The organism is Sphingobacterium sp. GW821-FHT03E03 (assembly GCF_059420745.1).
The window spans coordinates 102,144-127,609 of sequence record NZ_JBWKUH010000004.1 but is presented as its reverse complement, the minus strand read 5'-3'; the positions used below and the strand labels follow the sequence as shown (position 1 = coordinate 127,609).

The following is a 25,466-nucleotide window of genomic DNA, read 5'->3' as shown; positions in this document are numbered from 1 at the left end:
CTACTTTTTATTTATACCATTAAAAAACAGCTTAGTAGCCATTTTTTGTTTCTGTAAAACTTCATCAAAACGATCCTGATTTGGTATTCCAGAAATGATATCGGAAATATTGCACATCAGGGATAAACTTTTCATCAGTTCCACATAGATTTCAACTGTCTCGTAGAGATGCTCTTCATTGAGTTCTCCTTTCTCCGCGCCAACCTTAAGTATCTCATAAAGCGCCTGTACGTCGCGATTGTGAAGACACTGGAAAAACTCTTGCATCGAAAGCCCTTTAATCCACTCCAGGTTTTCGTTCATATGCAAAATATAATACTTACGTACAAAAGCATCCCGTAATTCCAAAATCTTCATGATCAGATCGTAGGTTATACCTTTATGCACAGCTACCAACTTCTCCTCCTCTTCTCTGTACTCATCCGTCAAACGTATAATAACATCCCGTATAAGTGCATTCTTCTCTGAGTAATAATAATATAAATTCGCTTTGGTGATTTTTATATCCTCCGCAATCTCATTCATTGTTGTCTTACTAAAACCATAATGCATAAAGCGTCTTATAGCAGCATCAATGATCTGGTCTTTTCTATCTTCCATTCTTCAAAAAACTCTTTTCTACTTTCTGACTTTTATCAGAAATTGTTCAAAAATATAAAAAGTAACTTCTCGTACAAAATATATTTTGAAATCGCTATTATTTTGATATTTAGTTGACAACAAAAAAAGGCAAACTTTGGAAGTTTGCCTTTTCTCTAATAACTCAGATTTTATTAAAACGCTACAGTATTCTGGAAATGTTTGAGGAATTTTCTTTTGTCCAGTTTATACAACCTTGCGGCCCGATAAGCGACACCGGTCTGTACTTCATCCAACTCCTTTAGGAAGCCATAATTCTGCATTTTCTTTCGAAAATTGCGTTTATCCAATGTTTTATTCAATATGCCTTCATACACCAATTGCAATTGGGTCAGGGTAAATTTTTCAGGTAACAATTCAAAAGCGATCGGTTTGTAGGCCAAACGACGCTGCAATCTTTCCAAGCATAAATCCAAAATCTGCTTATGGTCAAATGCCAATTCCGGAACATTTCTAACAGGAAACCATTTCGCCTGCTTCATGTAGTTTGTAACAGGCTTTGTTTTCAGTTTTGTGCTATCAAGCTGGACTAGGGCATAGTAAGCTACTGTCAGAATACGCCCTTTTGGATGCCGTTTCAAGCCCGCAAAAGAATGTAATTGGTCCATAAATACATCCTTCAAACCTGTATTTTCATACAAAATTCTCTTTACGGCATCTTCCATCTCTTCGTCATTATCCACGAAAAAGCCTGGCAATGCCCACCAATCCTTAAAAGGATATTCATTTCTTTCAGCCAAAAGAACCTTTAATTCTCCTTCATGAAAGCCTAATATGACACAGTCTACGGTAAAATTACTATACAAAACTTCTAAATTTATTTATGTGCGATATACTGAGCTAAATTTATTGGCTACTAATCATCGGGTTACCTGTAACAATTATACGCTTCCTAAACGTCATGCGCAAAAAAATAATGAAAAATTTATTCAAAGTGTAGAATATACACTATAAAAATCTTATATTCGTAGAACCTAAAATATAGAGTGTGATAAAAGAAATAAAAAAAATAGGCGTATTAACATCTGGCGGTGACGCCCCCGGCATGAATGCTTGCATTCGTGCAGTTGTCCGTACAGCGCTTCACAAAGGCCTTCAGGTCACTGGGATTTACCAGGGGTATCAGGGTTTGATTGACGCAAATTTCAAAGAAATGGATACCCGCTCTGTGAGCAATATCATACAGCGTGGTGGTACAATACTAAAAACAGCACGTTGTCTGGAGTTTAAAACAACTGAAGGACGAAAAATCGCATACGACAATTTAAAAGCAGCAGAAATAGATGCGTTGGTGGTGATTGGTGGTGACGGGACTTTTACTGGTGCAAATTTTTTCTCCAAAGAATTCGAGATTCCTATTGTGGGGATCCCCGGAACGATTGACAATGACCTTTATGGATCAGACTATACCATTGGTTATGATACGGCAAACAATACCGTTATCGAAGCCATTGACAAAATCAGAGATACAGCGGCATCGCATGAGCGCCTCTTCTTTGTTGAGGTAATGGGTAGAGATTCCGGATGTATCGCATTAAACGCAGGAATTGCAGGTGGTGCTGAAGCCATCTTGCTTCCAGAAAAAGAGACGGCTATTGATGATTTAATCAACCATCTGGAAGATGGGGCCATCAAAAAGAAATCTTCATCCATTGTTATTGTTGCAGAGGGCGATCAAAACGGTGGTGCTTATTATGTAGCAAAAAAAGTAAAGGAAAAATTTGATCATTACGACACGAAAGTTAGTATATTAGGGCATTTACAACGTGGTGGATCTCCAACGAGTTTTGACCGCGTACTGGCTAGTCGATTGGGTTTTGCTGCCGTTAATGAAATTTTAGCAGGCAATACGCGGATCACCGTTGGTCTCCGTGGTAATGAAATCAAAACTACTCCGATCGAGGAAGCTATCAGCAATAAGGAAATTAAACTTAGCCCTGATCTATTGGAAATGGCTGAGATTTTATAATATAAAATAAAGCAGACTATGATAGCAGTAGTATACAGTGGATCTCGATTCTCAGACTGGCGGTTGGCTGACAAAGGCCGGATAACTACCGGGTTTCGCATGAATGGTATCAACCCCTATCTCCAGGATGAACGATCCATACTACAGCATTTAAATAGAAATACCAATTTGATCAATAATGCTGAAAAAATTAAACGTATTTATTTTTTCGGTGCCGGTTCTTCATCAAAAGAACGTAAAGATAAGATCAAAAATGTTTTCGAGCGTTTTTTCGTCAATGCCCGTGTCAAAGTAGACCATGATGTTATTGCTTCTGCTATTTCAACTTTTGGAGATGAAAAAGGGATCGTAGGTATTATCGGAAGTGGGTCGAATGCCGCTTACTATACCGGAAAGAAAATCATTGAGAACAATTATGGTCTGGGCTACATCCTCGCAGACGAAGGGGCTACCAACTGGAATAGTCAGCAATTGCTGAAACATTATATGACAGACACCCTTCCCGTCGATTTGAAGGATAAATTGGAAAAAGAATTCACTTTGGACAAGAAAAGTATTTTGGAGAAGGTATATATTGCACCTCAACCCACCAACTTTTTAAATTCATTTACCGATTTTGTACTTGAAAATAAGGAGCATTTATTTATCAACCAATTGATCAAAAATGGGCTACGTACTTTTATTAAAACTTATATTAAGCCATTAATGAAAGAGTATCCAGACAGTGACGTGAATTTTACCGGTTCGGTAGCTTTCAATTATGAAAACATCCTGCGAGAGGTAGCAACAGAAGAATTTAATATCAGTATTGGCACCGTGGTCAAGGAGCCGATACATAATTTAATTAAATATTATATCAATAAAAATTAAGAATATGAAAATTGGAATTAACGGATTTGGCCGTATTGGTCGTTTAGCATTCAGAGCTGCTATCAATCGTCCAGAAATTGAAATTGTTGGTATCAATGACTTAGTTGAGCCGGATTATATGGCTTATATGTTGAAATACGATTCAACGCATGGTAAATTTGACGGTACTGTTGAAGTTAAAGACGGCAACTTGATCGTGAATGGCAAAACAATCCGTGTAACTGCTGAAAAAGATCCAGCAAACTTGAAATGGAATGAAGTAGGTGCTGAAGTAATCATCGAATCTACAGGTTTCTTCTTGACTCAAGAGTTGGCTCAAAAACACATTGATGCAGGTGCGAAAAAAGTTGTTATGTCAGCGCCAGCAAAAGATGACACACCTACATTCGTAATGGGTGTAAACCACAAAGAATTAAAAGCAGATCAACATATCGTTTCAAATGCATCTTGTACAACAAACTGTTTAGCTCCTATCGCTAAAGTATTGAATGATAAATTCGGTATCGTTGAAGGTTTGATGACTACAGTACACGCTGTAACAGCTACTCAAAAAACTGTGGACGGTCCTTCAGTGAAAGACTGGAGAGGTGGCCGTGGTGCTTACCAAAACATCATCCCTTCTTCTACAGGTGCGGCTAAAGCTGTAGGTTTGGTTCTTCCTGAATTGAAAGGTAAATTGACAGGAATGTCTTTACGTGTTCCTACTGCTGACGTTTCAGTTGTTGACTTAACAGTGCGTTTAAATAAAGGTGCTTCTTACGAAGAGATCAAAACTGCCATGAAAGAAGCTTCTGAAGGCGAATTGAAAGGTATCTTGGGTTACACAGAGGATGAGGTTGTTTCTTCAGACTTCTTGGGTGATGCTCGTACATCAATCTTTGATGCAAAAGCAGGAATTTCTTTGAATGATAACTTTGTTAAAGTTGTATCTTGGTATGACAACGAGTGGGGTTATTCTAACAAAATCGTTGATTTAGTATTAGAAGTTGGTAAATTATCTTAATAAGACCCACCTAGACAATATCAAAGGGCTATTCATATCGAATAGCCCTTTATTTTTTCCACTTAGGAATCAGCGGGTTGGCGTTTAAACGCAAAAAAAGCACTTTTGCCTTTTGTATTTCAAATAATCCCTCTATATTTGCAGCATCAATAAGGCAAACAGCCAATATTGAAAAGGTGCCATAGCTCAGTTGGTAGAGCAAAGGACTGAAAATCCTTGTGTCGCTGGTTCGAATCCAGCTGGCACCACCGAAAGAAGCAGAACGCAATGTTCTGGAATACTTTGAAAAATAATTCCAATGCGAAAATAGCTCAGCTGGTAGAGCACAACCTTGCCAAGGTTGGGGTCGCGAGTTCGAATCTCGTTTTTCGCTCACCTGCCTAGGTGGTGGAACTGGTAGACACGCAGGACTTAAAATCCTGTTCCCGTTAAGGGAGTGCGGGTTCGATTCCCGCCCTAGGTACAAGAAAGCTCATCAGTCGATGGGCTTTTCTTGTTTTATATGCTTTAAATTTCATTATCTGAACTTACCCGTGCCCTATAAAGCTCAATCTTTTGATAAATCTTGTTAAAAAACATTTTCTTATCCCGCGTGCCTGCTGTATTTAACAACCTAGAATTTTTAAGCTGATGCTGACAAAAGTTTGACGCATGCTGACAGCTATCTGTATCATTTGTAATAAAGTAGCCCAGCATCGTATGGGGCACAAATAACGCCTTTCTGTCCTTGTTCCCAACCAAAACATTATTGTTTAAGATCAATAGTTCATGATAATATAGTTGATACTGCTCATTATTCGGAACGCATTTTTTTTCCAGTGAAAACACCAGTTCCTTTATCTGGTCACAAAGGATCTTCCCATTGTCAGCCGTCAATAGACCCGCTTGGGAAAAATACATAATCTGCTGTAGCGTACTATTGATTGTCGTATCATTCCAGATCTCTTTTACCCTGATGGACGAATAATAATCATTCAGCTTTTGTCCCCGATTATCCATCGGTGTTTTTAACAAAAACGACTCAAAAGACACCTCCAACTCATCCGGGCTCAATAAATTAAGCCAGACATAGCGTTTAAAACGAGATAATAATCCTGTATTTATCGTGTAGAAGAGCGGTATATCCTTAGCCGAATAATACAGGAACGTCTCTAGGTTGGGTTTAAATTCTGTTAAAGACTTAAAGGAATTCTCAAGGTAATTTGACAAGTCATTGGTCCGTATTGTTGCTTTGTGGATTATTTGCAGTGATTTTGGTCTTATCCCTAAAATTTAATTTATTGCGATCTATTCATGCAATTGACAGGAAATCCGCGGGTGGCCTTGCCTATCCTGCCGCTGTCTATCTTTGTTTTGTAACTCAGGCCTATCTGGATGATGGCTACATTTTCTATTATCTACCTTTGAGCACCTTAGCTATCAGTGATCCTATGGCCGCATTATCTGGCAAAACATGGCCCTTAGGGCCGTATATGATCCTTGGCGCAAAAAAGACTGTGTTAGGATCTATTGTTTTCTTTCTCAGTGCAATTGTTCTGACTTTTTTTATCTGGAAATATGCTCATGATTCGAGTTTCGGCTTCCAGGAACTTATTATAATAACAGCGATTGCGCTCATGGCTACACTCGCCGAAGCATTTAGCAAAGACGGCTATGATAATTTAACCATTCCCATAAGTACAATCGTAAGTTTATATATCTTACTTCCCTAAACCCTGCTCTTTCCTTCGTGTCAACTTCTACCGTTTCAGCAATTCGCTTCAGGTGGTCTTCGGGATTTCATTGGGAAAATAGCCAGAGAATCCAATGAAATCCCGAGCAACTCCCGATGAAAAGCAGAAGCTGGTCCAAAGTCTTTAGCTCGTCCAAAGCCTATAATGCGAGTTATTTTATTTCAACTCCAAATCCATTCTATATTTCCCTGCTTCCAACTGGACTGTTTTGTTATTGCGGATATTCGCTGGTGGATAAAACGTTGCCGTGGCATTTGCCGGTATCTCCACGGTATATTCGACCTTGTTTTCCTTTACTTTCCAGCTGGACACGATATTGCCATAGGGAGATTGATAAGTAATAGAAGACTCCTTGAGCTCCTTCGGGAAAATGGGTTTTAATAGCACGTGCTTAAAACCAGCCTGCGACGGATCGGGCAGGATACCACCAATGGATTTAAAAAACCAGCCACCTATCTCACCAAACATCATGTGATTATCAGAGATATCTCTTGTTGCCTTCAGATCCCAGTTTTCGAGTAAGGTGGTCGCACCATTGACAATCCACCATCCCCAGGAGGGATAGGTATCCTGTACCGCAACTTTATAGGCTGTTTCGTCATAGCCATTATCCTTCAGTGCATTCAGGAGTGCTTTCGCCCCCAACACACCAACATCCAGATGAAAATTGATCTCTTCTACCCTGCTATTTAAGTTGGCTGCAACTTTGGCTTTCATCGCTTCCGGGACCACGCCCCAATACAAAGGTACACTCAATTCTGTCTGCGTCCCAGTACTATAGATCCCTTTTGAAAGATCCAGAAACTTCGCATTGATGGCATCTTTGATCTTCTTGCTCAGCATTTCGTATTTCTGCTGATCGGCTGTTTTTCCAAACATTTTTGCTGCGGACGCCAAAATTGCCGCATCAACATAAAAATAAACAGACGAGGTGAGTTCGAGATTAGATTGCGATTTGACGGGTACCCAATCCCCCCGACCGAAAGTTGTTAACCCATTGGGACTGATTCCATCCACGTAATCCACATAGCGTTTAATATTGTCATAACATTCAGCTAGCAAGCTGGCATCGCCGTAAAACAAATAAGTTTGCCAAGGAATAATGGCAATGGTACTTGTCCAGTCTAAACCATTTGCTGTACCATACCCCCAACCTCCTGTTGGTATGATATCAGGCAGTACACCGTTTTCCTGCTGTTCGTCCCGATGGTCTGCCATCCACTTCTCATAGACAGTGATGCCGTCAAAATTATAATAGGCTGTTTCGATTGCGAGATGACCATCGCCAGTCCAGCCATTTTTCTCCCGTTGCGGACAATCCGTGGGATAACCCATCAAGTTGGACAGGTAGGCATTATTGGTTGCCGGCCATAAACCGTTTATTAAGGGGGATGAAGTTTTCAGCTGGCCAATTGGACCTACATCACTATGCATGAAATAAGCCGTAATAGCGGATTCATCCAATACAATCGACTCACTGCTGCTTACTTCGACATAGCGAAAGCCTTTATAACCAAATTTCGCCATAAATTCGTCCTCTCTTCTGCCACTCAGCGTCAAGATATCGGTCTGAAAGGGCTCCAGGTCTTTATTCCCACGATAATATACATCAATATTGGACAAATCTAAGCGTCCATTTTCCTGTAATCGTTCACCATGCTTGATTTTGATCACCGTCCCCGCCTTACCACTAACCTTTATCTTTGTCACCCCGGCCATATTCTGTCCCATGTCAAAGACGTAGATTTTCTCATCCATCTTTTTCATCGATTTCGGCGAATAGGATCGAACCAGGCGTATGGGTACCATTTGCTGCGAGACAATATGTGTAGAGGGTGGGTTCCGATACTGAATGGCATGCCACTGTGAATCGTCAAACTGTGGAGTATCCCATCCCGGCATCTCCAGACGGGCATCATAATGCTCTCCAGTGTAGATATTATTATAACGGATAGGTCCCCCCGCCGTCTTCCATTGTTGATCTGTAATTAGCGTTTCTTCACTACCATCCTGATAGACAATACGCAGGTTCAAACAAAATGTGGGACGATTACGCCAAGGGGCTTTGTCAAAATTCCATACCGCCAATGGTTGGTGATTATACCAGCCATTCCCCAAAACTACAGCAACTGCATTGTTTCCCTGCTGGATCTGACGGGTCACATCTTCCACCACATATAGTGTACGTCTATCAAATCGGGTATACATCGGATCCAGACGATGGTCACCTATTTTTTTGCCGTTTATAGAAAGTTCGTAAAGTCCCGCCACAGCAATATAGGCGCGGGCAGACTTAATCGGTTTGGTCGTTTTAAATGCTCTTCTGAAATACGGTGCTTCCTGCTCGTGAATATCCTGATTATCACTGATCCATTTCCCTTTCCAGTTCTCCATCCCCATCATACCGGTCTCAAATGAAGCGATGGAAGATGTACTTTCATTACTATTTTTGTCCCAGACAAGCACTTTCCAATAGTACTTTGTCTGCTGTTTCAAGCTAGTGCCACTATAGTGAATCAACATAGCAGAACTCTTTTGCTTTCCGCTATTCCAGATATTAGCTTTATTTTTCACCAATGCAAGTGAATCACTACTTACCACGATTTGATAAGCAGATTGCTTCGCCCCCTGTCGTTTATCGGCCAGTCTCCAACTTAAACGGGGATTTGATTTATCCACACCCAATGGATTCACAAGATACTCACAGCGTAGTTCAATTGGCAGACATTCTTTTTGTTTTTGTGCATACAGTATTGTGCTTACACACAGCATCGTCATCAGTAAAATTTTTCGCATGTTTAGTTTATACTTCGTTCAGCTTTTTGCATTTCCCAGCATAGCATTTAGGTTATATCCTGGGTGACAATGCACACATTCAACAGGAATACAAAAAGTATTAAATTGTTTTAGTTGATTCAAAAACGAATATATCAATTATTATCAAGATAATTAAACTGTACTGTCCTGCTATCTAGTTACTGAAAATTAACAGCAATATTTTGGATTATTCATCAAAATAATCCTATATTAGTATCGACTTTAGGGGTGTCTGCATATGCGGGCTGAGATTTTACCCTTATAACCTGATCCAGATCATACTGGCGTAGGGAAAAGTAAGCTATCTTCCAAATACATTACTGTATCTTGTTGTGGCCATTCCTAAAGTTTTACCAAAAAAATAAAAGGAATGGAACTAACAATCAATCATCAAATCCGATTTTTCGCCCCTGCGCCGGGCTCTTTAGCCGAACTTTTACAGACGGAGCTATCCGGTAGAACCCAAGGTATTGCCGTGGCTCTCAACAACTGCGTTGTTCCCAAAGACAACTGGACCACAACAGTTTTACAACCCAATGATCATATCCTACTCATAACTGCTACACAAGGCGGATAATATCGTATGGAGCAGATTTAATTCAATATACCTAATTCCCCATTAACATGACACCAGAAAAAATCACACAAACCCCTTTTCCAAATTCAACCAAAGTCTTTGTTCCCGGTACACTCTTCCCTATCCAGGTGGCCATGCGTCAGATTTCATTGAGTCCGACCAAATTGAGCAACGGACAGGTCGAAATCAACCCGCCAATCAGCATTTATGACACTTCCGGCCCCTATACAGATGGGACACAAGAGATTGACATCCGCAAAGGACTTCCCCGTCTTCGTGACCAGTGGATCCTTGACCGCGAGGATGTCATACAACTTGAAGGCATCAGTTCACAATATGGTCAAAAACGTCTGGCAGATACCACATTGGACGAATTTCGGTTTGCTTACAGCCATAAACCTAAAGTTGCTGCGCCAGGTAAAAATGTGACGCAATTACATTATGCCAGAAAGGGTATCATTACACCAGAGATGGAGTATGTTGCCATTCGTGAAAACCAACGGATAGAGCAGCTTGCTGATAGCACACCAGGCATGGATCATCAGCATCCGGGCGAAAATTTCGGTGCCAGAACTGCCGGAAAATATATTACGCCAGAGTTTGTGCGTGAGGAGATCGCTGCTGGTAGAGCAATTATCCCCAATAATATTAATCATCCGGAAAGTGAACCGATGATTATCGGTCGCAATTTTTTGGTAAAGATCAATGCCAATATTGGTAATAGTGCAGTTAGTTCAAGTATCGAAGAAGAGGTTGAAAAGGCTGTTTGGGCCTGCCGCTGGGGTGCTGACACGATCATGGACCTTTCTACAGGCAAAAATATCCACGAAACCCGCGAATGGATTATCCGCAACTCACCTGTTCCAATAGGTACAGTTCCGATCTATCAAGCGCTGGAAAAGGTCAAAGGTGTTGCCGAAGATCTCACCTGGGAAATATTTCGGGATACACTGATCGAGCAGGCCGAACAGGGTGTGTCATACTTCACAATACATGCAGGGGTTCTCTTGCGTTATATCCATTTAACAGCACAGCGGGTGACGGGGATCGTGTCAAGAGGTGGATCCATTATGGCTAAATGGTGTCTTTTCCATCATCAGGAAAACTTCCTTTATACCCATTTTGAAGAAATCTGTCAAATCATGAAACAGTATGATGTTGCTTTTTCTCTGGGTGATGGTCTACGCCCCGGTGCAATTGCAGATGCCAATGACGCGGCACAATTTGCTGAGCTGGAAACTTTAGGTGAGTTAACAAAGATTGCCTGGCAGCATGATGTACAGGTGATGATCGAGGGACCTGGCCACGTTCCGATGCAGCTTATCAAAGAAAACATGGAAAAACAACTGGAATGTTGCGATGAAGCGCCATTTTATACCCTTGGTCCTCTGACAACCGATATCGCACCAGGTTATGATCACATTACTTCCGCTATTGGTGCCGCAATGATTGGTTGGTATGGCTGTGCTATGCTCTGTTATGTGACACCAAAAGAACACCTCGGACTGCCCAATAAAAAAGATGTGAAAGATGGTGTCATCACCTACAAATTAGCTGCGCATGCTGCAGACCTAGCCAAGGGACATCCTGGGGCACAGTACCGCGACAACGCCTTGAGTAAGGCGAGATTTGAATTCCGATGGGAGGATCAGTTCAACTTATCATTGGATCCCGACACTGCGCGGGAATATCATGACGAAACTTTACCTGCAGACGCCGCCAAAGTAGCGCATTTCTGTTCGATGTGTGGCCCAAAATTCTGCTCCATGAAAATTACGCAGGAAATCAGGGATAGCGCAGCACAGGGTATGCTTGAAAAATCGCAGGAATTCATCGCCCAAGGAAAGGAAATCTATTTATGATCATTGCGTTGACAGCTGAGGAGGAATTCGCTTCAGAATTTCAGACCATACATGCACTGTTTGAACAGGGACTTGATCTTTTGCACTTGCGAAAATATCATTTTACAGATGAACAAATGCAGCGATATGTAGCATCAATAGATGCAACATATCACGATAGACTGGTCCTCCATTCTCATCCGCAGCTGTCAAATGCACTTCATATTAACAGAATTCATTTTAATGAACATCATCGGCGAAGCGGCTTTTTTGATCCGCAGCTGACCAACTCTATCTGCTCGACTTCGGTCCATCATATCAATCAGTTCAATACGCTGGACAAATGCTGGAATTATGCCTTTTTAAGCCCGTTATTTCCGAGCATTTCCAAAGCAGGTTATGGGCATCACGATGCTGTCCTGGATCAATTACAGTCACGCACCAATTTTGATGTTCATTTAATCGGTCTGGGTGGGATAAAAGCTGAAAACTGTCTGCTTTCAATAAAGGCTGGAGCAGATGGAATAGCTTTACTTGGCGCTTTATGGCAAGCCCCCGACCCTATTCAACATTTTATTACATGTAAACAACAACTATGCTCGAAAGACTACAGTATATCTCGCAGGGACTAACCCAGGCAGAACAGAAGAACAACATCCTAAAGGCATTGGATGCAGGCGCCACCTGGATCCAAATCCGATGGAAACAGGCTGACGAACAGGATTTCTTTCGGCTTGCACAGGAGATAAAACAGGTCTGCGAACAATTCGGAGCCAAATGTATCATCAATGACCATGTGAAGCTCGCCAAGGAACTGGATGTCGATGGTGTACATCTTGGACTAACGGATTGCCGTATCTCAGATGCACGTCGGCTATTGGGGTCAAAAAAAATCATTGGCGGTACCGCAAATAGCCTGGAAGATGTGCAAAGCCGAATAGCGGAAAAATGTGACTACATCGGACTGGGGCCATTTAAACATACCGATACAAAACAAAAGCTCAGTCCATTATTAGGCCAAGCGGGGTATGAAAATATCATCAACCAAATCAGGCAGCAGGAACTCCCGGCTGTTCCGATTTTCGCCATCGGCGGGATCAGCAGTCTTGAAGACATCCAAAATCTGTTACAGACAGGAGTTTATGGCATAGCTGTATCTGGACTGGTGACCCAAACACCAAACATTATTTCATCTATTAAAAATCTCTTACCATGAGCACATTACAAATAGCCGATCGCAGCTTTGCATCCAGATTATTTATGGGGACGGGCAAATTTGGCAATCTAAACGAAATGAGTGCGGCCATTCAGGCTTCCGGGTCGCAGCTTTTTACCGTTGCACTCAAACGGATTGACCAACTTGCTGTGCATGACGAATTAATCGCTGCAATTGATCTAACAAAAATAGATTTGCTTCCCAATACTTCGGGGGCCAGAACGGCGGAGGAAGCCGTTTTGGCAGCCCAACTGGCCCGAGAGGCCCTTGAAACAAACTGGATCAAATTGGAAATCCATCCTGATCCACGCTACCTATTACCTGATCCGATTGAAACATTACGGGCAACAGAAGCGCTGGCAAAATTGGGTTTTGTTGTCATGCCTTATATCCATGCAGATCCTGTGCTCTGCAAACGACTGGAAAATGCGGGCACTGCTGTTGTCATGCCCTTGGGTGCTCCCATTGGTAGTAACAAAGGGCTCCGTACATTGGACTTCTTGGAGATCATTATCGAAGAAAGCAATGTACCTGTAGTTGTCGACGCTGGAATTGGCGCTCCTTCCGACGCAGCTAAGGCTATGGAAATCGGTGCTGATGCCGTATTGGTCAATACCGCAATTGCCGTTTCCAATAATCCGCTATACATGGCAGAAGCTTTTAAAGAGGCCGTCATTGCAGGACGTAAGGCTTATGAAGCTGGTTTGGGTCCTATCAGTTCCCGGGCGGTCAGTTCGAGTCCGTTAACCTCATTTTTATTCGATTGATATAGAGCTATGAACGATTTTAAAGAGATACTTGACCAATATAGCTGGGAAGAAGTCCAAACAAAGATCTATGGAGCCTCCGATCAAGATGTACGTCGTGCATTAAACCGGGTGAATTTGACACTCAACGATTTCATGGCACTTATTTCTCCTGCTGCAATACCTTATCTGGAGCAAATGGCACTCAAAGCGCAACAGATCACGCAACGGCGATTTGGCAAGACCATCCAGCTTTATGCGCCACTGTATCTCAGTAATGAATGTCAGAATATCTGCACCTACTGTGGGTTTAGCATGGACAATAAGATTAGACGGAAAACACTGAACAACACAGAATTACTACTGGAAGCGATGGCTCTCAAATCCATGGGTGTCAACCATGTATTGCTGGTCAGTGGGGAAGCAAACAAAACTGTGGAAATCAATTATTTCTTAAATGCAATTGAACTGCTGAAACCTCATTTCTCCCAAATATCGATCGAAGTCCAGCCCCTAGAACAGGAAGAGTATCAATTATTACAGACCGCAGGGGTATATGCTATTTTAGTCTATCAAGAAACTTATCATCGGGACGTGTATAAGAAATACCACCCGAAAGGGAAGAAATCCAATTTCGATTATCGTCTTGACACTCCCGACCGCATCGGGCAGGCAGGCATTCATAAAATTGGATTGGGGGTATTGCTTGGGTTGGAGGACTGGCGCGTAGACAGCTTCTTTACAGCTACCCATATCGCTTATTTGCAAAAACAGTATTGGCAAACCCGGTATTCTATTTCCTTTCCAAGGCTGCGACCGGCCGAAGGCTCTGTAGCCCCTAATTTCCACCTCTCGGACAGGCACCTGCTGCAATTGATCTGTGCTTACCGCTTATGGAACGAAAATTTGGAGATTTCCATTTCCACCCGGGAAAATGAAAGCTTCAGGGATCATATCATTCCTATCGGGGTTACAACAATGAGTGCAGCTTCCAAAACAAACCCCGGGGGCTATGTTGTAGATCCACAGGCCTTAGAGCAATTTGAGGTCAGCGACGAACGGGATATGGAAACCATAAAAAATCAAATCCGAAAAATGGGATATGATCCCGTGATGAAAGACTGGGAAAGCAATTACTCAGGGTTAGTACGTTAGATCGATGAAAGAGGATCTTATTTTTGAACGGTATAGCCGACAGATTTTTATAGAGGAAATCGGTGTCGAGGGGCAACGAAAAATCATGAATTCCAAGGTGCTTATTGTAGGTGCTGGTGGATTGGGAAGCCCCGTTTTACAATATTTAGCTGCTGCTGGCATCGGTAGGCTTGCCTTAGTTGACTTCGACAAGGTAGAACTACATAACCTCAATAGGCAGGTGATCCATAGCGAAAAGCAGTTACATGTCAGTAAAACAAAAAGTGCAGCCGATTACATCGAGCAACATAATAGTACCATTGACTTTCAACCGATGCAGCTGAAGCTCGAGGCTGGCAATGCAACAGAAGTCTTAGCACCCTATGACATCGTTGTGGATTGCTGCGACAACTTTAAGACGCGTTATCTGCTCAATGAAACCTGCATCAGGCTGAACAAGCCATTGGTATATGGAAGTATATATGGATTCGAGGGGCAATTGGCTGTATTTAATTATAAGGGCAGTAAACATCTCCTAGACCTCTTTCCGACAGTTCCTCCTCCCGAACAAGTACCCAACTGTGATAAGAATGGCGTATTGGGGCCACTACCAGGTATAATAGGGAGCATGATGGCTATGCAGGTGCTCAAAATGGCTGCCGGGTTACCGGTAGACTGTAATCAATTAACTATTGTAGATACATTGCATTGGCGCTTTACAAAGCTTTCTTTTTAAAACATTGCTTCACGGGCTCTCCCACCTGCGGGGAGCTTCTCCTTAAAATTAAAATTCATTTAAAACAGGTATCTGCAAACAATATTTTCTAATTTTAGTTTATATTAGCAAGCTAAATGTCAACTATACAATCTGGAATGAAAAAAGTAATTTATCCATTACTATCACTCGCTTTATTACCTTTATTTTCAATTGCCCAAGAGACAAAAATCACCGCTGATGATCTCTTTGCCAAAGCACGTAAGGTCGCTTTTGATTCAAAAGACTACCCGCAGGCCATTCAATTATCGAAACAGGCGCTTCTACAGGCACCAGAATATACCGACATCAGCATCTTTCTGGGACGCCTCTATACCTGGTCAGATAAGATTGATTCAGCCCGGACGCTCTTTAATGAGCTAGATAAGAAGAACACAAAAGATGAAGACTTTTTTCTCGCCTATGCAGCGCTGGAATACTGGAATGACCAGGCCGAAAAAGCAAGCCAGCTAACCGACAAGGGATTGGGTTTTCACCCCCAATCGCAAGATCTCCTGTTGTTGAAAGCCAAGATCAACTACAGCGCCAATCACTACGAGATCGCCGAAAATGCGGTGCATCAACTCCTCAAGATCGACCAAAAAAATGCGGAAGCGCGATCTTTGGCCAAAAACATTGAGGAATATACCGCTAAAAATGCCATCGGTTTAACCTATAATTTCGTCTATTTTGACAAACAGTTTGACAATAACTGGCATATCGTTGGCTTAAGCTATAAACGTGCTACTCCCATCGGATCTGTGATCTTTCGGACAAATTATGCAAATAAGTTTGCGGAGAACGGTGTACAGTTTGAAATGGAAGCTTATCCACGTCTATCCAAAATATTTTACCTCTATGTTGGAGCAGGTTACTCCAATAATGTAGGCATATTTGCCAAATATCGTACAGGTGTCTCCTTATACGCCAACTTACCACATAGTTTTGAAGGGGAAATCGGATACCGACAGCTTTATTTCAGTGACAATATCTGGATGTATACGGCTTCTGTCGGAAAGTATTACCAAAACTTCTGGTTCAATCTCAGGACATACCTCACACCCGGTGAAGAGAACATTTCCCAATCTTATACCGGAACTGTGCGTTACTATACAAAGGGTGCGAACGACTATTTCGGGTTTAGCGCGGGAACAGGTTTGAGCCCCGAGGAAAACCGAAATAATCTATTGGATAATGCACCATACAAATTAAAGACATTCAAAGTAGGTGCTGAGTACAATTTTTCTGTCAAACAAAGTAATCTATTTTCGATCTCAGGCACCTATTATAACCAAGAATTCCGACCAAAAGAAAAAGGAAATCAACTGGATATCATCCTAGGTTATATCCGCAAATTTTAGTCTTTCCTCAAAGAACCGAAATAATTGGCATAAACACTGTCGGGAAGCAAACTCTTTTGGGTATAAAACAATTTGTTCTTGCGCTTAAACAATTCAAAGCGCTTGGACAATTCTTCTTTTGCATTATCCGGGGCGATATCTTCATTGAGTGTGCCATCCAGTTGATATAATTGGCCCTCAGAAAGATGATAATTACCACGCACAAAGTCAATCAGTTGATTCTTGCTCTGCATCATGGCAATCCCCGCTCCTTTTGCTGATGCACCTTTATCAAGTCCCTGACCGATCCAAGTTACTTGAGCTGGAGTTTTTAATGCAAAATTTTCTCTATAATAGGCCAGTAATGAAGGGGCAATGTCAAAATGGCTCACAAAATTGTGAAAGGTCTTTGTTTCTTTTAGCAGTGGCGAATAAATCAATAGTGGCACATGATAACGGTCGATTTTGCTTTGTAAAGGTATCTCTGGCATGGCGTGATCCCCAGTGATAATAAAAATGGTATTCGCAAAATCCGGCCTTTTTTCATATTCCTTAAAAAACTGTGCCATCGCATCGTCCAAATTTAAAATTGAAACAAGCTGTGTCCGGTTCTCCATGGCCAACTTTTTTTGTGTCGGCGACAGCTCCATAGATGCGATTCGTTGATCAAATAACTGCTCATAATGGGCTACATTATTAATTAAAAAAGGATTGTGTGTCGATAGCGTCAGCAGGACATGGAAATAGGGATTCTCCTGCACTTTCTGTACTTCAAGTAATTTGCTAAATACGGCTTGGTCTTCATATCCCCAACTTTCACCTCCTTTTTCCGGTAACTTCTTATATGGTGGATCAAAAGCCTCCTGGTCAATGAGCCTATCAATTTTGTTATAGTCCATGAATTTTTTCATGAAATCGAAATTAGAATGCCCACCATAGAAAAATCCTGTATTGAACCCGTTATGCTTTAGAATGTTGAACAGATTAAAGTTATCCGGCAAGGTATCCTGCTCAAGGAAACCATGCATAGCGAAAGGCAATGAGCCAGTTAATGTAGGCAATACTGAAAATGTCCTTCCCGAGGAGCTCATATTATTATCCCAATACAAGGATTGTTTTTTTAACTTACCTATAAATGGTGTAAAGTTGCCGATATAACCATTTTCCGAACTATAGGCGTGTCCCAAACCTTCAATAACAAGAATGACCAAATTCGGTGTCTTCGTTGTTTTGTTTAAATAGGCACCCAGAAAATCCTTGGTATCTTCAGTTTTCAGAAAAGGAAATTTACTATCCAGTTCCTTCGGATCCGTATCATCTTGATCGAGTACCGCCAACATTCCGGGGTGCTCCGCCACATAATTGGATAAATTGGATTCAAAAAAATAACGCCATTTACTTCGACTTGCATTGGCCACAAATTCATCCTTTGCCGAAGCGCTTCCCAAGATCGAAGCTGAAGAAATAAAACAAGACACAAGACCTATTGACAAGAACGCAATCCCCACATAAGCCTTTTTAAAAGTCTGTTTATTGGCTATCCAGAGCGGAACCCAAGCGATCACAATCAGTAATAAAAGCAAAGCGATATTCGTAAAACTCAGCATACCGCTGGCTTCCAAAATCTGTTTCATCTCTTCGGAACTATAATAAAATAGGTCCGCGCCAAGCAGATTTCGCGATTCCGCAAAATACAAAAACAGGATAAACTGAATGACAACGATTGCTACTAATGATACGACCAGCAGAAACTTCGACCAAAAGCTACTGAGGAACTGAAGCAATAAATAAACTACACCCACACCACCTAGCACCTGAAAGGCAAAGAGCAGGTTGTCTCCAAGAAAGTATTTCACTGCACCCACATCTGCAAGCTGAGCAAAACGTCGGTCATACCACCACCATTCTACCCCGATGGACAATATGTACAACACAAAGAAAACAGCCATGACCGGACCTATGCCTTGCAATGCTAAGTTTAATCGCTTACCCAGGTATTTCCAAACGGACTCATTCGCCTCTTTTTGCTGAAAACCTTGTCTTGTCATTTCACCCCAGCCATGCTGTTTACGAAAGTAATCAACTACCCCCTGTACACCAGCTTTGACAACAATGGGATGAAAATATAAAGGTTCAAGAATGGCCGTTGTGAGCAAGGTCGAGAGATCCCGTTTTTTTGTATAGACCTGATGGCTGACAAGATCAACCAAGATGGCATAGATTGAATATAAAATTCCAGAAGCCATGACCAGCGCAAATAAGGCAAAGAAGAAGGGCCAGTTAATAATTCCTAAAATAAAAAAGATCACAAAGACAATGTATCCTGTAAATTCGACGATAGGTCCTAAAAACTCAAAGAAAAACCAGTAAGGCATACTGATCATACCAAAACGACCGTATTTGGGATTAAACATCAGTTTTCGATGCTTCCATAAGGTCTCCATGGTGCCTCTCATCCAACGATTGCGCTGTTTGCGCAGTACCTCTTTTGACTCCGGCACTTCCGTCCAACACAGGGGATCCGGAATATTAACGACTTCATAGGCTTGCTTTTGCTCTTCCATATAACGCCGCATACGCACTACGAGCTCCATATCCTCACCCACCGTATTTCTGTCATAACCACCACAGGCCAGAACGATCTGACGATCAAAAGCACCAAACGCACCAGAAATCAAAATCAATCCAGAAGCCCTGGACCAAGCCATTCGCCCCAAAATAAAGGCACGAATATATTCCAGCGCCTGCGTGCGGCCTAACCAGGACTTCGGAAGATTTACATCTGTCACAGATCCGTTAACCACATTGCAGTTATTGGCCAAACGTATGACACCTCCACAAGCAATAACACGTTTCTCTGTTTGTTCCAAAAAAGGCTTTGCCAATTTTAAGATTGCATCCTGTTCCAGAATACAATCCACATCGATACAAACGATATAGTCACCAGCAGAAATGTTAACCCCAACATTAAGTGCATCTGCTTTACCACCATTCTCTTTATCGACAACAATGAGTTTTTTAAAGGCTGGTTTTTTACTTTTATAGATTCCCCGAATTTCCTTGGTTTCAATATTCCCCTGGACAAAAAAAGAAGTAAGTTCGAGTTCATAAGCCACGATCAACTTTTCCATAGAATCATCCTTACTGCCATCATTCACAATAATAATTTCCAAATTATGGTAATAAAGAGATAATAAAGAGCGTACATTCTCGATAATGGTCATTCCCTCGTTGTAAGCTGGAGCAATCAGGCTGAAGGTGGGAGCATTTGAATTTGTAGCAATAATACTATAATCGGTAAATGCGTTTTTATGTTTGTAACGAAAGACTGCTCCATAAGCATATAGTCCAATCCACGTATAGATAATAAATACGGTAGCAGAATACAGTAAAAATAGCCAAACTACAATTTCATATACAATATGGGAAAATTCTAACATTTTTTCTCTTGCAAAGCGTGTTTAATAATCTGTATGAGTTGGTCGTAAGTATCCGTTGTTCGCGAAATTTCGTGCAAATAATCTGCTTCACCTAGAACAACAAGTACTTCTGCCGTCGAGATTTTAATCGATACCTCAGCATGATTCCACAATTGTTCCTTCAAAAAGTCTTCACTTTCCCTGCTCCGGGCTACTTTCATGGATTTAAGAATTTCAAGCTGCACTTCAATTGGCTGTTGATCGAAGCAGGTAATAAACTGTCTAATCGTCGTGTTGTTTTCTATGGCTTGCATCGTCCGTATAGCTTGCACACGAACAGGTATGGCTGGATGATCAAGCAAGTCATGGACTGCAGCGTACATTGGCATCAATCTAAATTTTCGGATCAGGCGCAAGGTAAATATAACGACAGAATCATTTGTACTCTTTAACCAACTGTAAACCTGCACATCAGAAAGTTCAGGTATATGATGAATAGAGTACAGAAGTCGCAATTGCTGCCAGTCTGATAGCGGTTTATCAAAATGCTCCAAAAATCCCAGACCTTCATAGCCCTGAAAACTTACCATAGCATACTGTGCTTCCTGATAAACCGCCGTACGATCATCATTCAGCTTAGCCTTTATCTCCGGAATTGCCGCTTCAACATTCATCGCAGCCAGCTCCTGTATACCACCTGCAACGAGATAGGCTTTTCTTTGGCGTAGCTTTCGCCAGGCCTCATCTTCCAATTTAAATTCATAAAACAGGCCATTGATGGATTTTTTTGCCGCGCCGGAAAATTTTCGGTCCGAAGCAACCAATACATCCAAGAAAAGCGCACGAAATGACGGTTCCTTGAGATGTTTGCCAAATTCCTGATCGTGTTCTGTATTCTTATCATTTCCCACAATCGTCTCTATAATTTTATACTCGATAATCTGTCTCCAGGAATGTCGATTATGTAAGATCCTATAACTGTAAAAACTGTAGCCCAAAACAGCAATAATCAGCAATAGCACTAGAACTAGGATGGCGATTATTGCTAGGATAAGCTCATGTAGGACGATATGCTGGGACATGATCTAAGTCTATTTATTTGTTAAGCGTTTTATTCTCAGGATAAGCTCGTTTGGACTAAATGGTTTAACCATAAAATCTGAAGCACCAAGGTCGAAGGCCTCTACAACAACTTCCTCCTGCCCCATGCTTGACAGCACAATGACTGGAACTTTCTTTCCAATACGTTTTATCGCAGAAAGAATTTCGATCCCTGAAGCAAATGGCATCATAATATCGGTCACGACCAGATCAAATTCCGATTCTTCGATCTTTTCAATAGCTTCCTGACCATTTCTGGTCAAAACAACTTCGTGTCCTTCCTTTACTAATTTGTGTTCTACGGTGCGCAAAATTAACTCGTCGTCTTCGGCAATTAAAATCAACATACTCTTATTTATTTAAAATTTTTGTAATCAAATCCAAGCCGATCTCCATTTCTGCTTCGATAGTAGTAAAGGCTTTTGACAGATCGGTATCAACGGAAATGCTGGCCTCCAGCTCTTTTGTTAGTTGAGCCAGCTTAATAAGTCCAGCAGTCGATGAAGTTCCTTTCAATTTATGCAATAGCTCCTTGATAAGCTTCAGATCGTTTTCTTTTTTTGCATCTGCAATCTGCGCCCTCGATGCTGAAATTTCTTTGATGACCAAGTCGAGGAAAAAGGATAAAAATGCGGGATCATCACCCGCCTGTTCATGCAGACGCTGTACATCTAAGTGTGTCACCAAATCTGTCGCCTCGGTCTCCGATTGTTCAGAAGAATCCATAGATAACATAGCCTGATGCAAGGCATTAAACAAATCCTGTTGGCGGATAGGTTTAGCTAAAAAGTCAGACATTCCAGCACCTAAACAGCGTTCTTTTTCACCCGAAACATTACCAGCAGTGATACCGATAATTGGCGTATTTTGATAGTGTTTCATCTGACGGATCTGTTTCGTCGCTTCGATACCGTCAACCTCTGGCATCTGCACATCCAGCAGAATAAGATCAAAATTTACTTTCTCACATGCCTGAATTGCCTCGGCACCATTTGACACTTCTGTTAAAATTGCGTCCGGCATAATACTGGCCATCATTCTTACATTCAATGCCATGTTGACCGCATTGTCATCGGCCAACAAAACCTGAATTCCTTTACCATAGACATCTGTGGGCAGGGATAGATTTGACTTTGCTTGTCCTGTTTCTTCTTTATTTTGTTGGATTGCTCTGCGCAAGGTTTGATACAGCTCATCCGATTTAATCGGCTTTAGTAGGCAAAAAGAACGTTCTTCCTGTCTAAACGCGGAAATTACTTCGTGCTCTTCAGAGGATGTATGTAAGACAATCAACGGGATCCCCTCTCCCTGTTGCCGAAACAGTTCTTTAATCTTTTCAATGGTTTCAAGCCCGGATAAAATAGGCATATGATAATCCATCAAGATCACATCGAAGCGCTCCCCTTTCATCAGTAACTGCAATGCCTCCATACCATTTTCCGCCAACACAGACTCAACCTGTTTATAAGCCAGCATGTGTTGCAGGATGACACGGTTGTTGGCATTATCATCCACCACAAGCACTCGATTTAAGGGTAGATCACCATCTTCCTGCTCCATCGCTTCACAGGAGACTTCAATATCAAAGTAGAACGTAGATCCTTCTCCCAGTTGGCTGGTCAAATTCAGTTTGCTTCCCATATACTTTAATAAATTATTGGAGATGGTCAGTCCAAGCCCAGTGCCGCCATATCGCTTGCTGACAGAACTGTCCTCCTGCGTAAAAGCATCGAAAATACGTTGCTGTTTTTCCAAAGGAATTCCAATTCCGGTATCGCGAACTTCAAAACGTAGGTTTAACTTATCGCTATGATGATGAAGCTGGCTTATTTTAAACTCGATCTCCCCTTTTTCGGTAAACTTAACGGCGTTGCCCAATAAATTAATAAGAACTTGTTTAATACGCGCTTCGTCAACCCATATAAAAGCCGGCAATCCTTGCTCGATATTCAAAAGCAATTCAACTTCTTTTCGCTGAGCTTGGTATAATACGACATTGATCACCTGATTCGCAATATCATATACATTATATTTATCGACAAACAGCTCCAGTTTTCCAGACTCTATCTTCGAAAAATCCAGAATGTCGTTGATGATATTTAATAGACTGTTACCAGATTCATTGATATAGCCCAAATATTGCATTTGCGTATCATTCAGCGGAGTTTTCAATAATAAATCTGAGAACCCGATCACACCATTTAATGGTGTCCGGATTTCGTGACTCATATTGGCTAAGAACTCCGACTTGGCTTTACTTGCCAAATCCGCCATTTTTTTTGCATGTTTTAATTCCTCATTTATTTGGACAGATTCTGTGATATTTTGCGTGAAAATAATAATCCCGCCAATGCTACCATCTGTTAGATGCCAAGGCCGTACTTCCCAGTTGAAGTGCTGTGGTTCGGCTATTCCGCCAACCTGGATGACTTCGTCTATATTCTTATAAGGGATTCCTTGCAATGCATCCTGATAGATTTTTTTCCGTTGGTCCGGAATATCCGGAAAAAGTTCAAACAGGTTCTTATGGAGCAGTTGACTTTCATCTTTATGAAAGTCTTCAATCCATTGGTTGCTCAACGATACATAATTGAAATCTAGATCAAACATTGCCACCGAAGCAGGCACATAATTTACAAAGGCACGCAACATAGATTCTTTACGTTCCAATTCCAGATACAGCGATTTACTCTTATCAATATCCTGGATAATGCCAAATACCCGTTTACAGACATCATTCTCAAATTCCGGAATTCCTTTTACCCTGACCCAGATTGTTTCTCCATTCTGTTTTAACAGGCGCAGTTCGGTATCATAAGGTTTTCTGCTACGGATCGATTCTTCGAATATATGTCGCAGCGCTATTTGGCTTTCGGGCTCATAAAAACCAATGGCATGTTCAAAATCCGGTGTAAAATGTGGATCAACACCATGGATTAATTTCGTTGAATCGGACCAATATACCTTATTTTCCGCGAGGTTTACTTCCCACCCGCCGACTTGAGCAACAGCATTGGTCTGTTCGAGGATCTGTTTGGTATGCAGTAGATCGTTCTCCAGACGCATGCGATCGGTCATATTCAATGCTGTACTGACCACATAGGGTTTGCCCTCTTCATCCAATTCGACCATATTATGATAAAGCCAGGAAATATTTTCACCATCTTTTGTTTGCAGCACCATCATGGCGGAATCCTCTTTATTTTGAGCGATACGTTTTAGGTAGTCCTCCACCAATCCCACATGATGTGGTGGGACCAATCTCTTTAGATTGAGTGATTTGACCTCCCGTTGTTCATACTTCAACACGGACCTACCTTTTTCATTGACAGCGAGAATATTACCATCCATATCATGCATGCTCATCAAGCCAATTGCATTTTCAAAAAAGCTACGGAAACGACGCTCTGAATTTTCTAGCTTTAATTTTTCCTGCCTTTCTTTTGTGACATTTCGACCAAAGGCTAGAATTTCATGATTGATAGCATCATATTTAAAATGCCATTCTATAATCACCTCACTTCCATCTGCGATAGGTGTCGATGATGTGGATTGAATCCCATAGTCCGCACCCACTAGCTGTTTTAAATCAGAAGCTAAGGTCTTTGTGTCATCCCGCAATAATTTAAAAAGGGATTTTCCAATACTATCTAACCTTGAGACCTCCAATACGCTGGTAAAAGCAGGGTTGACATCTTTGATTTGACAACTTTCATCCAATACACAAATGACGTTATTTGTCAATTGGAAGATTTCAGAGAAATATCCAGCCTGTCGCTTTCTTTTCTTTCCAAGGAGAATTTTGGTCACGCCCCTTCCCAGCTCTTCCAATAAATGTCGCTGCTTTTCAGAAAGTGACTTGGGTTGAAAATCTATCACACAAATGGTTCCCAATACATCTCCATCGTCATCCATCAATGGTACTCCCGCATAAAAACGAATATTACCCTCCCGAATCAACGGATTAGAGGATGAACGCGGATCTTCAAAGGTATCCTCAATGACAAGCAGCTCCTTACTCGAGATCGTATATTGGCAAACCGTATTTTTTCTTTCGACGGTATCCAGTTCCATGCCTACACAACTTTGTATACGTTGTGTTTTCTCTTCCATCATAGCAATCAAAGCAGCGGGACAATCGGTAATCAGACAAGCTGCCTGCGCAAATACATCCAGTTCAGGGTCTTTCCCTAACCCCATTAACTCATAGGATTTTAATTTCTCAATCCTTCGCCATTCATTTTCAGGGAAATTTTGGTTTGCCATATACTGCTGTTCGTTATTTCTGGTTTATTATGCCTGTGAAG

General features: G+C 41.5%; 20 protein-coding genes, 3 tRNA genes and 1 riboswitch. Of the genes, 15 read left to right on the top strand and 8 right to left on the bottom strand.

Features of this window, described 5'->3' with window-relative positions; genetic code table 11:
• Together AC07UV_RS06980 and AC07UV_RS06975 are read right to left on the bottom strand one after the other, a co-directional pair.
• Positions 1-600, bottom strand: a complete 600-nt coding sequence (locus AC07UV_RS06980; RefSeq protein ID WP_495183161.1) for a TetR/AcrR family transcriptional regulator — start codon at positions 598-600, stop codon at positions 1-3.
• Between the two features lie 173 nt (positions 601-773).
• Entirely contained in the window at positions 774-1,445 is a 672-nt protein-coding gene (locus tag AC07UV_RS06975) for an NUDIX hydrolase (RefSeq protein ID WP_120258099.1), read from the bottom strand.
• 185 nt (positions 1,446-1,630) lie between these two features.
• On the opposite strand from AC07UV_RS06975, the gene pfkA reads away from it, so the two are divergent.
• The 6 genes from pfkA to AC07UV_RS06945 all read left to right on the top strand — a co-directional run bounded on the left by pfkA (position 1,631) and on the right by AC07UV_RS06945 (position 4,944).
• Positions 1,631-2,608 (top strand): 6-phosphofructokinase, encoded by a 978-nt coding sequence (gene pfkA / locus AC07UV_RS06970; protein ID WP_404479129.1) that lies wholly within the window; start codon positions 1,631-1,633, stop codon positions 2,606-2,608.
• An 18-nt stretch (positions 2,609-2,626) separates the two neighbouring features.
• On the top strand, positions 2,627-3,478 hold the full coding sequence (locus AC07UV_RS06965) for a hypothetical protein (RefSeq protein ID WP_282255113.1): 852 nt from the start codon (positions 2,627-2,629) through the stop codon (positions 3,476-3,478).
• Positions 3,479-3,482: 4 nt separating this feature from the next.
• Entirely contained in the window at positions 3,483-4,481 is a 999-nt protein-coding gene (gene gap / locus AC07UV_RS06960; RefSeq protein ID WP_223579598.1) for a type I glyceraldehyde-3-phosphate dehydrogenase, read from the top strand.
• Positions 4,482-4,656: 175 nt separating this feature from the next.
• A tRNA-Phe gene (locus tag AC07UV_RS06955) sits at positions 4,657-4,729 on the top strand.
• Positions 4,730-4,781: 52 nt separating this feature from the next.
• Positions 4,782-4,854: transfer RNA gene (locus tag AC07UV_RS06950), tRNA-Gly, on the top strand.
• A 5-nt stretch (positions 4,855-4,859) separates the two neighbouring features.
• Positions 4,860-4,944: transfer RNA gene (locus AC07UV_RS06945), tRNA-Leu, on the top strand.
• 44 nt (positions 4,945-4,988) lie between these two features.
• On the opposite strand, the gene AC07UV_RS06940 is transcribed toward AC07UV_RS06945, so the two are convergent.
• The gene (locus AC07UV_RS06940; protein WP_495183160.1) at positions 4,989-5,690 is read right to left on the bottom strand and encodes a hypothetical protein; all 702 of its coding nucleotides are present in this window, start codon (positions 5,688-5,690) and stop codon (positions 4,989-4,991) included.
• A gap of 71 nt (positions 5,691-5,761) precedes the next feature.
• Between AC07UV_RS06940 and AC07UV_RS06935 the strand changes: the two genes are divergently transcribed.
• On the top strand, positions 5,762-6,193 hold the full coding sequence (locus tag AC07UV_RS06935) for a hypothetical protein (RefSeq protein ID WP_495183159.1): 432 nt from the start codon (positions 5,762-5,764) through the stop codon (positions 6,191-6,193).
• 177 nt (positions 6,194-6,370) lie between these two features.
• On the opposite strand, the gene AC07UV_RS06930 is transcribed toward AC07UV_RS06935, so the two are convergent.
• Positions 6,371-9,010: an alpha-L-rhamnosidase gene (locus AC07UV_RS06930; protein ID WP_495183158.1), complete on the bottom strand. Its 2,640-nt coding sequence runs from the start codon at positions 9,008-9,010 to the stop codon at positions 6,371-6,373.
• 235 nt (positions 9,011-9,245) lie between these two features.
• Positions 9,246-9,341: riboswitch (TPP riboswitch) on the top strand.
• 60 nt (positions 9,342-9,401) lie between these two features.
• On the opposite strand from AC07UV_RS06930, the gene thiS reads away from it, so the two are divergent.
• From thiS to AC07UV_RS06890, 8 genes are all read left to right on the top strand, one after another.
• On the top strand, positions 9,402-9,608 hold the full coding sequence (thiS, locus tag AC07UV_RS06925) for a sulfur carrier protein ThiS (protein WP_495183157.1): 207 nt from the start codon (positions 9,402-9,404) through the stop codon (positions 9,606-9,608).
• Between the two features lie 47 nt (positions 9,609-9,655).
• Positions 9,656-11,470, top strand: coding sequence for a phosphomethylpyrimidine synthase ThiC (gene thiC / locus AC07UV_RS06920; RefSeq protein ID WP_495183156.1), 1,815 nt, complete (start codon positions 9,656-9,658; stop codon positions 11,468-11,470).
• Positions 11,467-12,081: a thiamine phosphate synthase gene (locus AC07UV_RS06915; protein WP_495183155.1), complete on the top strand. Its 615-nt coding sequence runs from the start codon at positions 11,467-11,469 to the stop codon at positions 12,079-12,081. Before thiC ends, AC07UV_RS06915 begins: the two co-directional genes overlap by 4 nt.
• On the top strand, positions 12,045-12,665 hold the full coding sequence (gene thiE, locus AC07UV_RS06910; RefSeq protein WP_495183154.1) for a thiamine phosphate synthase: 621 nt from the start codon (positions 12,045-12,047) through the stop codon (positions 12,663-12,665). The genes AC07UV_RS06915 and thiE overlap by 37 nt, the downstream gene beginning before the upstream one ends.
• Entirely contained in the window at positions 12,662-13,432 is a 771-nt protein-coding gene (locus AC07UV_RS06905) for a thiazole synthase (protein WP_495183153.1), read from the top strand. Before thiE ends, AC07UV_RS06905 begins: the two co-directional genes overlap by 4 nt.
• 9 nt (positions 13,433-13,441) lie before the next feature.
• Positions 13,442-14,566 carry a 2-iminoacetate synthase ThiH gene (gene thiH / locus AC07UV_RS06900; RefSeq protein ID WP_495183152.1) on the top strand — a complete coding sequence of 375 codons (1,125 nt, stop codon included), beginning with the start codon at positions 13,442-13,444 and terminating at the stop codon, positions 14,564-14,566.
• A gap of 4 nt (positions 14,567-14,570) precedes the next feature.
• Positions 14,571-15,281 (top strand): HesA/MoeB/ThiF family protein, encoded by a 711-nt coding sequence (locus tag AC07UV_RS06895; protein ID WP_282255131.1) that lies wholly within the window; start codon positions 14,571-14,573, stop codon positions 15,279-15,281.
• 137 nt (positions 15,282-15,418) lie between these two features.
• Positions 15,419-16,660 (top strand): YaiO family outer membrane beta-barrel protein, encoded by a 1,242-nt coding sequence (locus AC07UV_RS06890; RefSeq protein ID WP_495183151.1) that lies wholly within the window; start codon positions 15,419-15,421, stop codon positions 16,658-16,660.
• On the opposite strand, the gene AC07UV_RS06885 is transcribed toward AC07UV_RS06890, so the two are convergent.
• Genes AC07UV_RS06885 through AC07UV_RS06870 form a run of 4 tightly spaced genes read right to left on the bottom strand, consistent with a single transcriptional unit; the run spans position 16,657 to position 25,425 of the window.
• Complete coding sequence (locus AC07UV_RS06885) at positions 16,657-20,079, bottom strand: sulfatase-like hydrolase/transferase (RefSeq protein WP_495183150.1); 3,423 nt, start codon at positions 20,077-20,079, stop codon at positions 16,657-16,659. The genes AC07UV_RS06890 and AC07UV_RS06885 overlap by 4 nt on opposite strands.
• The gene (locus AC07UV_RS06880) at positions 20,073-21,140 is read right to left on the bottom strand and encodes a hypothetical protein (protein WP_495183149.1); all 1,068 of its coding nucleotides are present in this window, start codon (positions 21,138-21,140) and stop codon (positions 20,073-20,075) included. Before AC07UV_RS06880 ends, AC07UV_RS06885 begins: the two co-directional genes overlap by 7 nt.
• 9 nt (positions 21,141-21,149) lie before the next feature.
• Entirely contained in the window at positions 21,150-21,506 is a 357-nt protein-coding gene (locus AC07UV_RS06875; protein WP_495183148.1) for a response regulator transcription factor, read from the bottom strand.
• Between the two features lie 4 nt (positions 21,507-21,510).
• Positions 21,511-25,425, bottom strand: a complete 3,915-nt coding sequence (locus AC07UV_RS06870) for a response regulator (protein WP_495183147.1) — start codon at positions 25,423-25,425, stop codon at positions 21,511-21,513.
• Positions 25,426-25,466 lie beyond the last annotated feature (41 nt).

Bases quoted from the DNA above. Each gene is read 5' to 3' on its own strand.
- AC07UV_RS06980 (WP_495183161.1), bottom strand. From the start codon at position 600: ATGGAAGATAGAAAAGACCAGATCATTGATGCTGCTATAAGACGCTTT.
- AC07UV_RS06965 (WP_282255113.1), top strand. From the start codon at position 2,627: ATGATAGCAGTAGTATACAGTGGATCTCGATTCTCAGACTGGCGGTTG.
- gap (WP_223579598.1), top strand. From the start codon at position 3,483: ATGAAAATTGGAATTAACGGATTTGGCCGTATTGGTCGTTTAGCATTC.
- AC07UV_RS06930 (WP_495183158.1), bottom strand. From the start codon at position 9,010: ATGCGAAAAATTTTACTGATGACGATGCTGTGTGTAAGCACAATACTG.
- thiS (WP_495183157.1), top strand. From the start codon at position 9,402: ATGGAACTAACAATCAATCATCAAATCCGATTTTTCGCCCCTGCGCCG.
- thiC (WP_495183156.1), top strand. From the start codon at position 9,656: ATGACACCAGAAAAAATCACACAAACCCCTTTTCCAAATTCAACCAAA.
- AC07UV_RS06915 (WP_495183155.1), top strand. From the start codon at position 11,467: ATGATCATTGCGTTGACAGCTGAGGAGGAATTCGCTTCAGAATTTCAG.
- thiE (WP_495183154.1), top strand. From the start codon at position 12,045: ATGCTCGAAAGACTACAGTATATCTCGCAGGGACTAACCCAGGCAGAA.
- AC07UV_RS06905 (WP_495183153.1), top strand. From the start codon at position 12,662: ATGAGCACATTACAAATAGCCGATCGCAGCTTTGCATCCAGATTATTT.
- thiH (WP_495183152.1), top strand. From the start codon at position 13,442: ATGAACGATTTTAAAGAGATACTTGACCAATATAGCTGGGAAGAAGTC.
- AC07UV_RS06895 (WP_282255131.1), top strand. From the start codon at position 14,571: ATGAAAGAGGATCTTATTTTTGAACGGTATAGCCGACAGATTTTTATA.
- AC07UV_RS06890 (WP_495183151.1), top strand. From the start codon at position 15,419: ATGAAAAAAGTAATTTATCCATTACTATCACTCGCTTTATTACCTTTA.
- AC07UV_RS06885 (WP_495183150.1), bottom strand. From the start codon at position 20,079: ATGTTAGAATTTTCCCATATTGTATATGAAATTGTAGTTTGGCTATTT.
- AC07UV_RS06880 (WP_495183149.1), bottom strand. From the start codon at position 21,140: ATGTCCCAGCATATCGTCCTACATGAGCTTATCCTAGCAATAATCGCC.
- AC07UV_RS06875 (WP_495183148.1), bottom strand. From the start codon at position 21,506: ATGTTGATTTTAATTGCCGAAGACGACGAGTTAATTTTGCGCACCGTA.
- AC07UV_RS06870 (WP_495183147.1), bottom strand. From the start codon at position 25,425: ATGGCAAACCAAAATTTCCCTGAAAATGAATGGCGAAGGATTGAGAAA.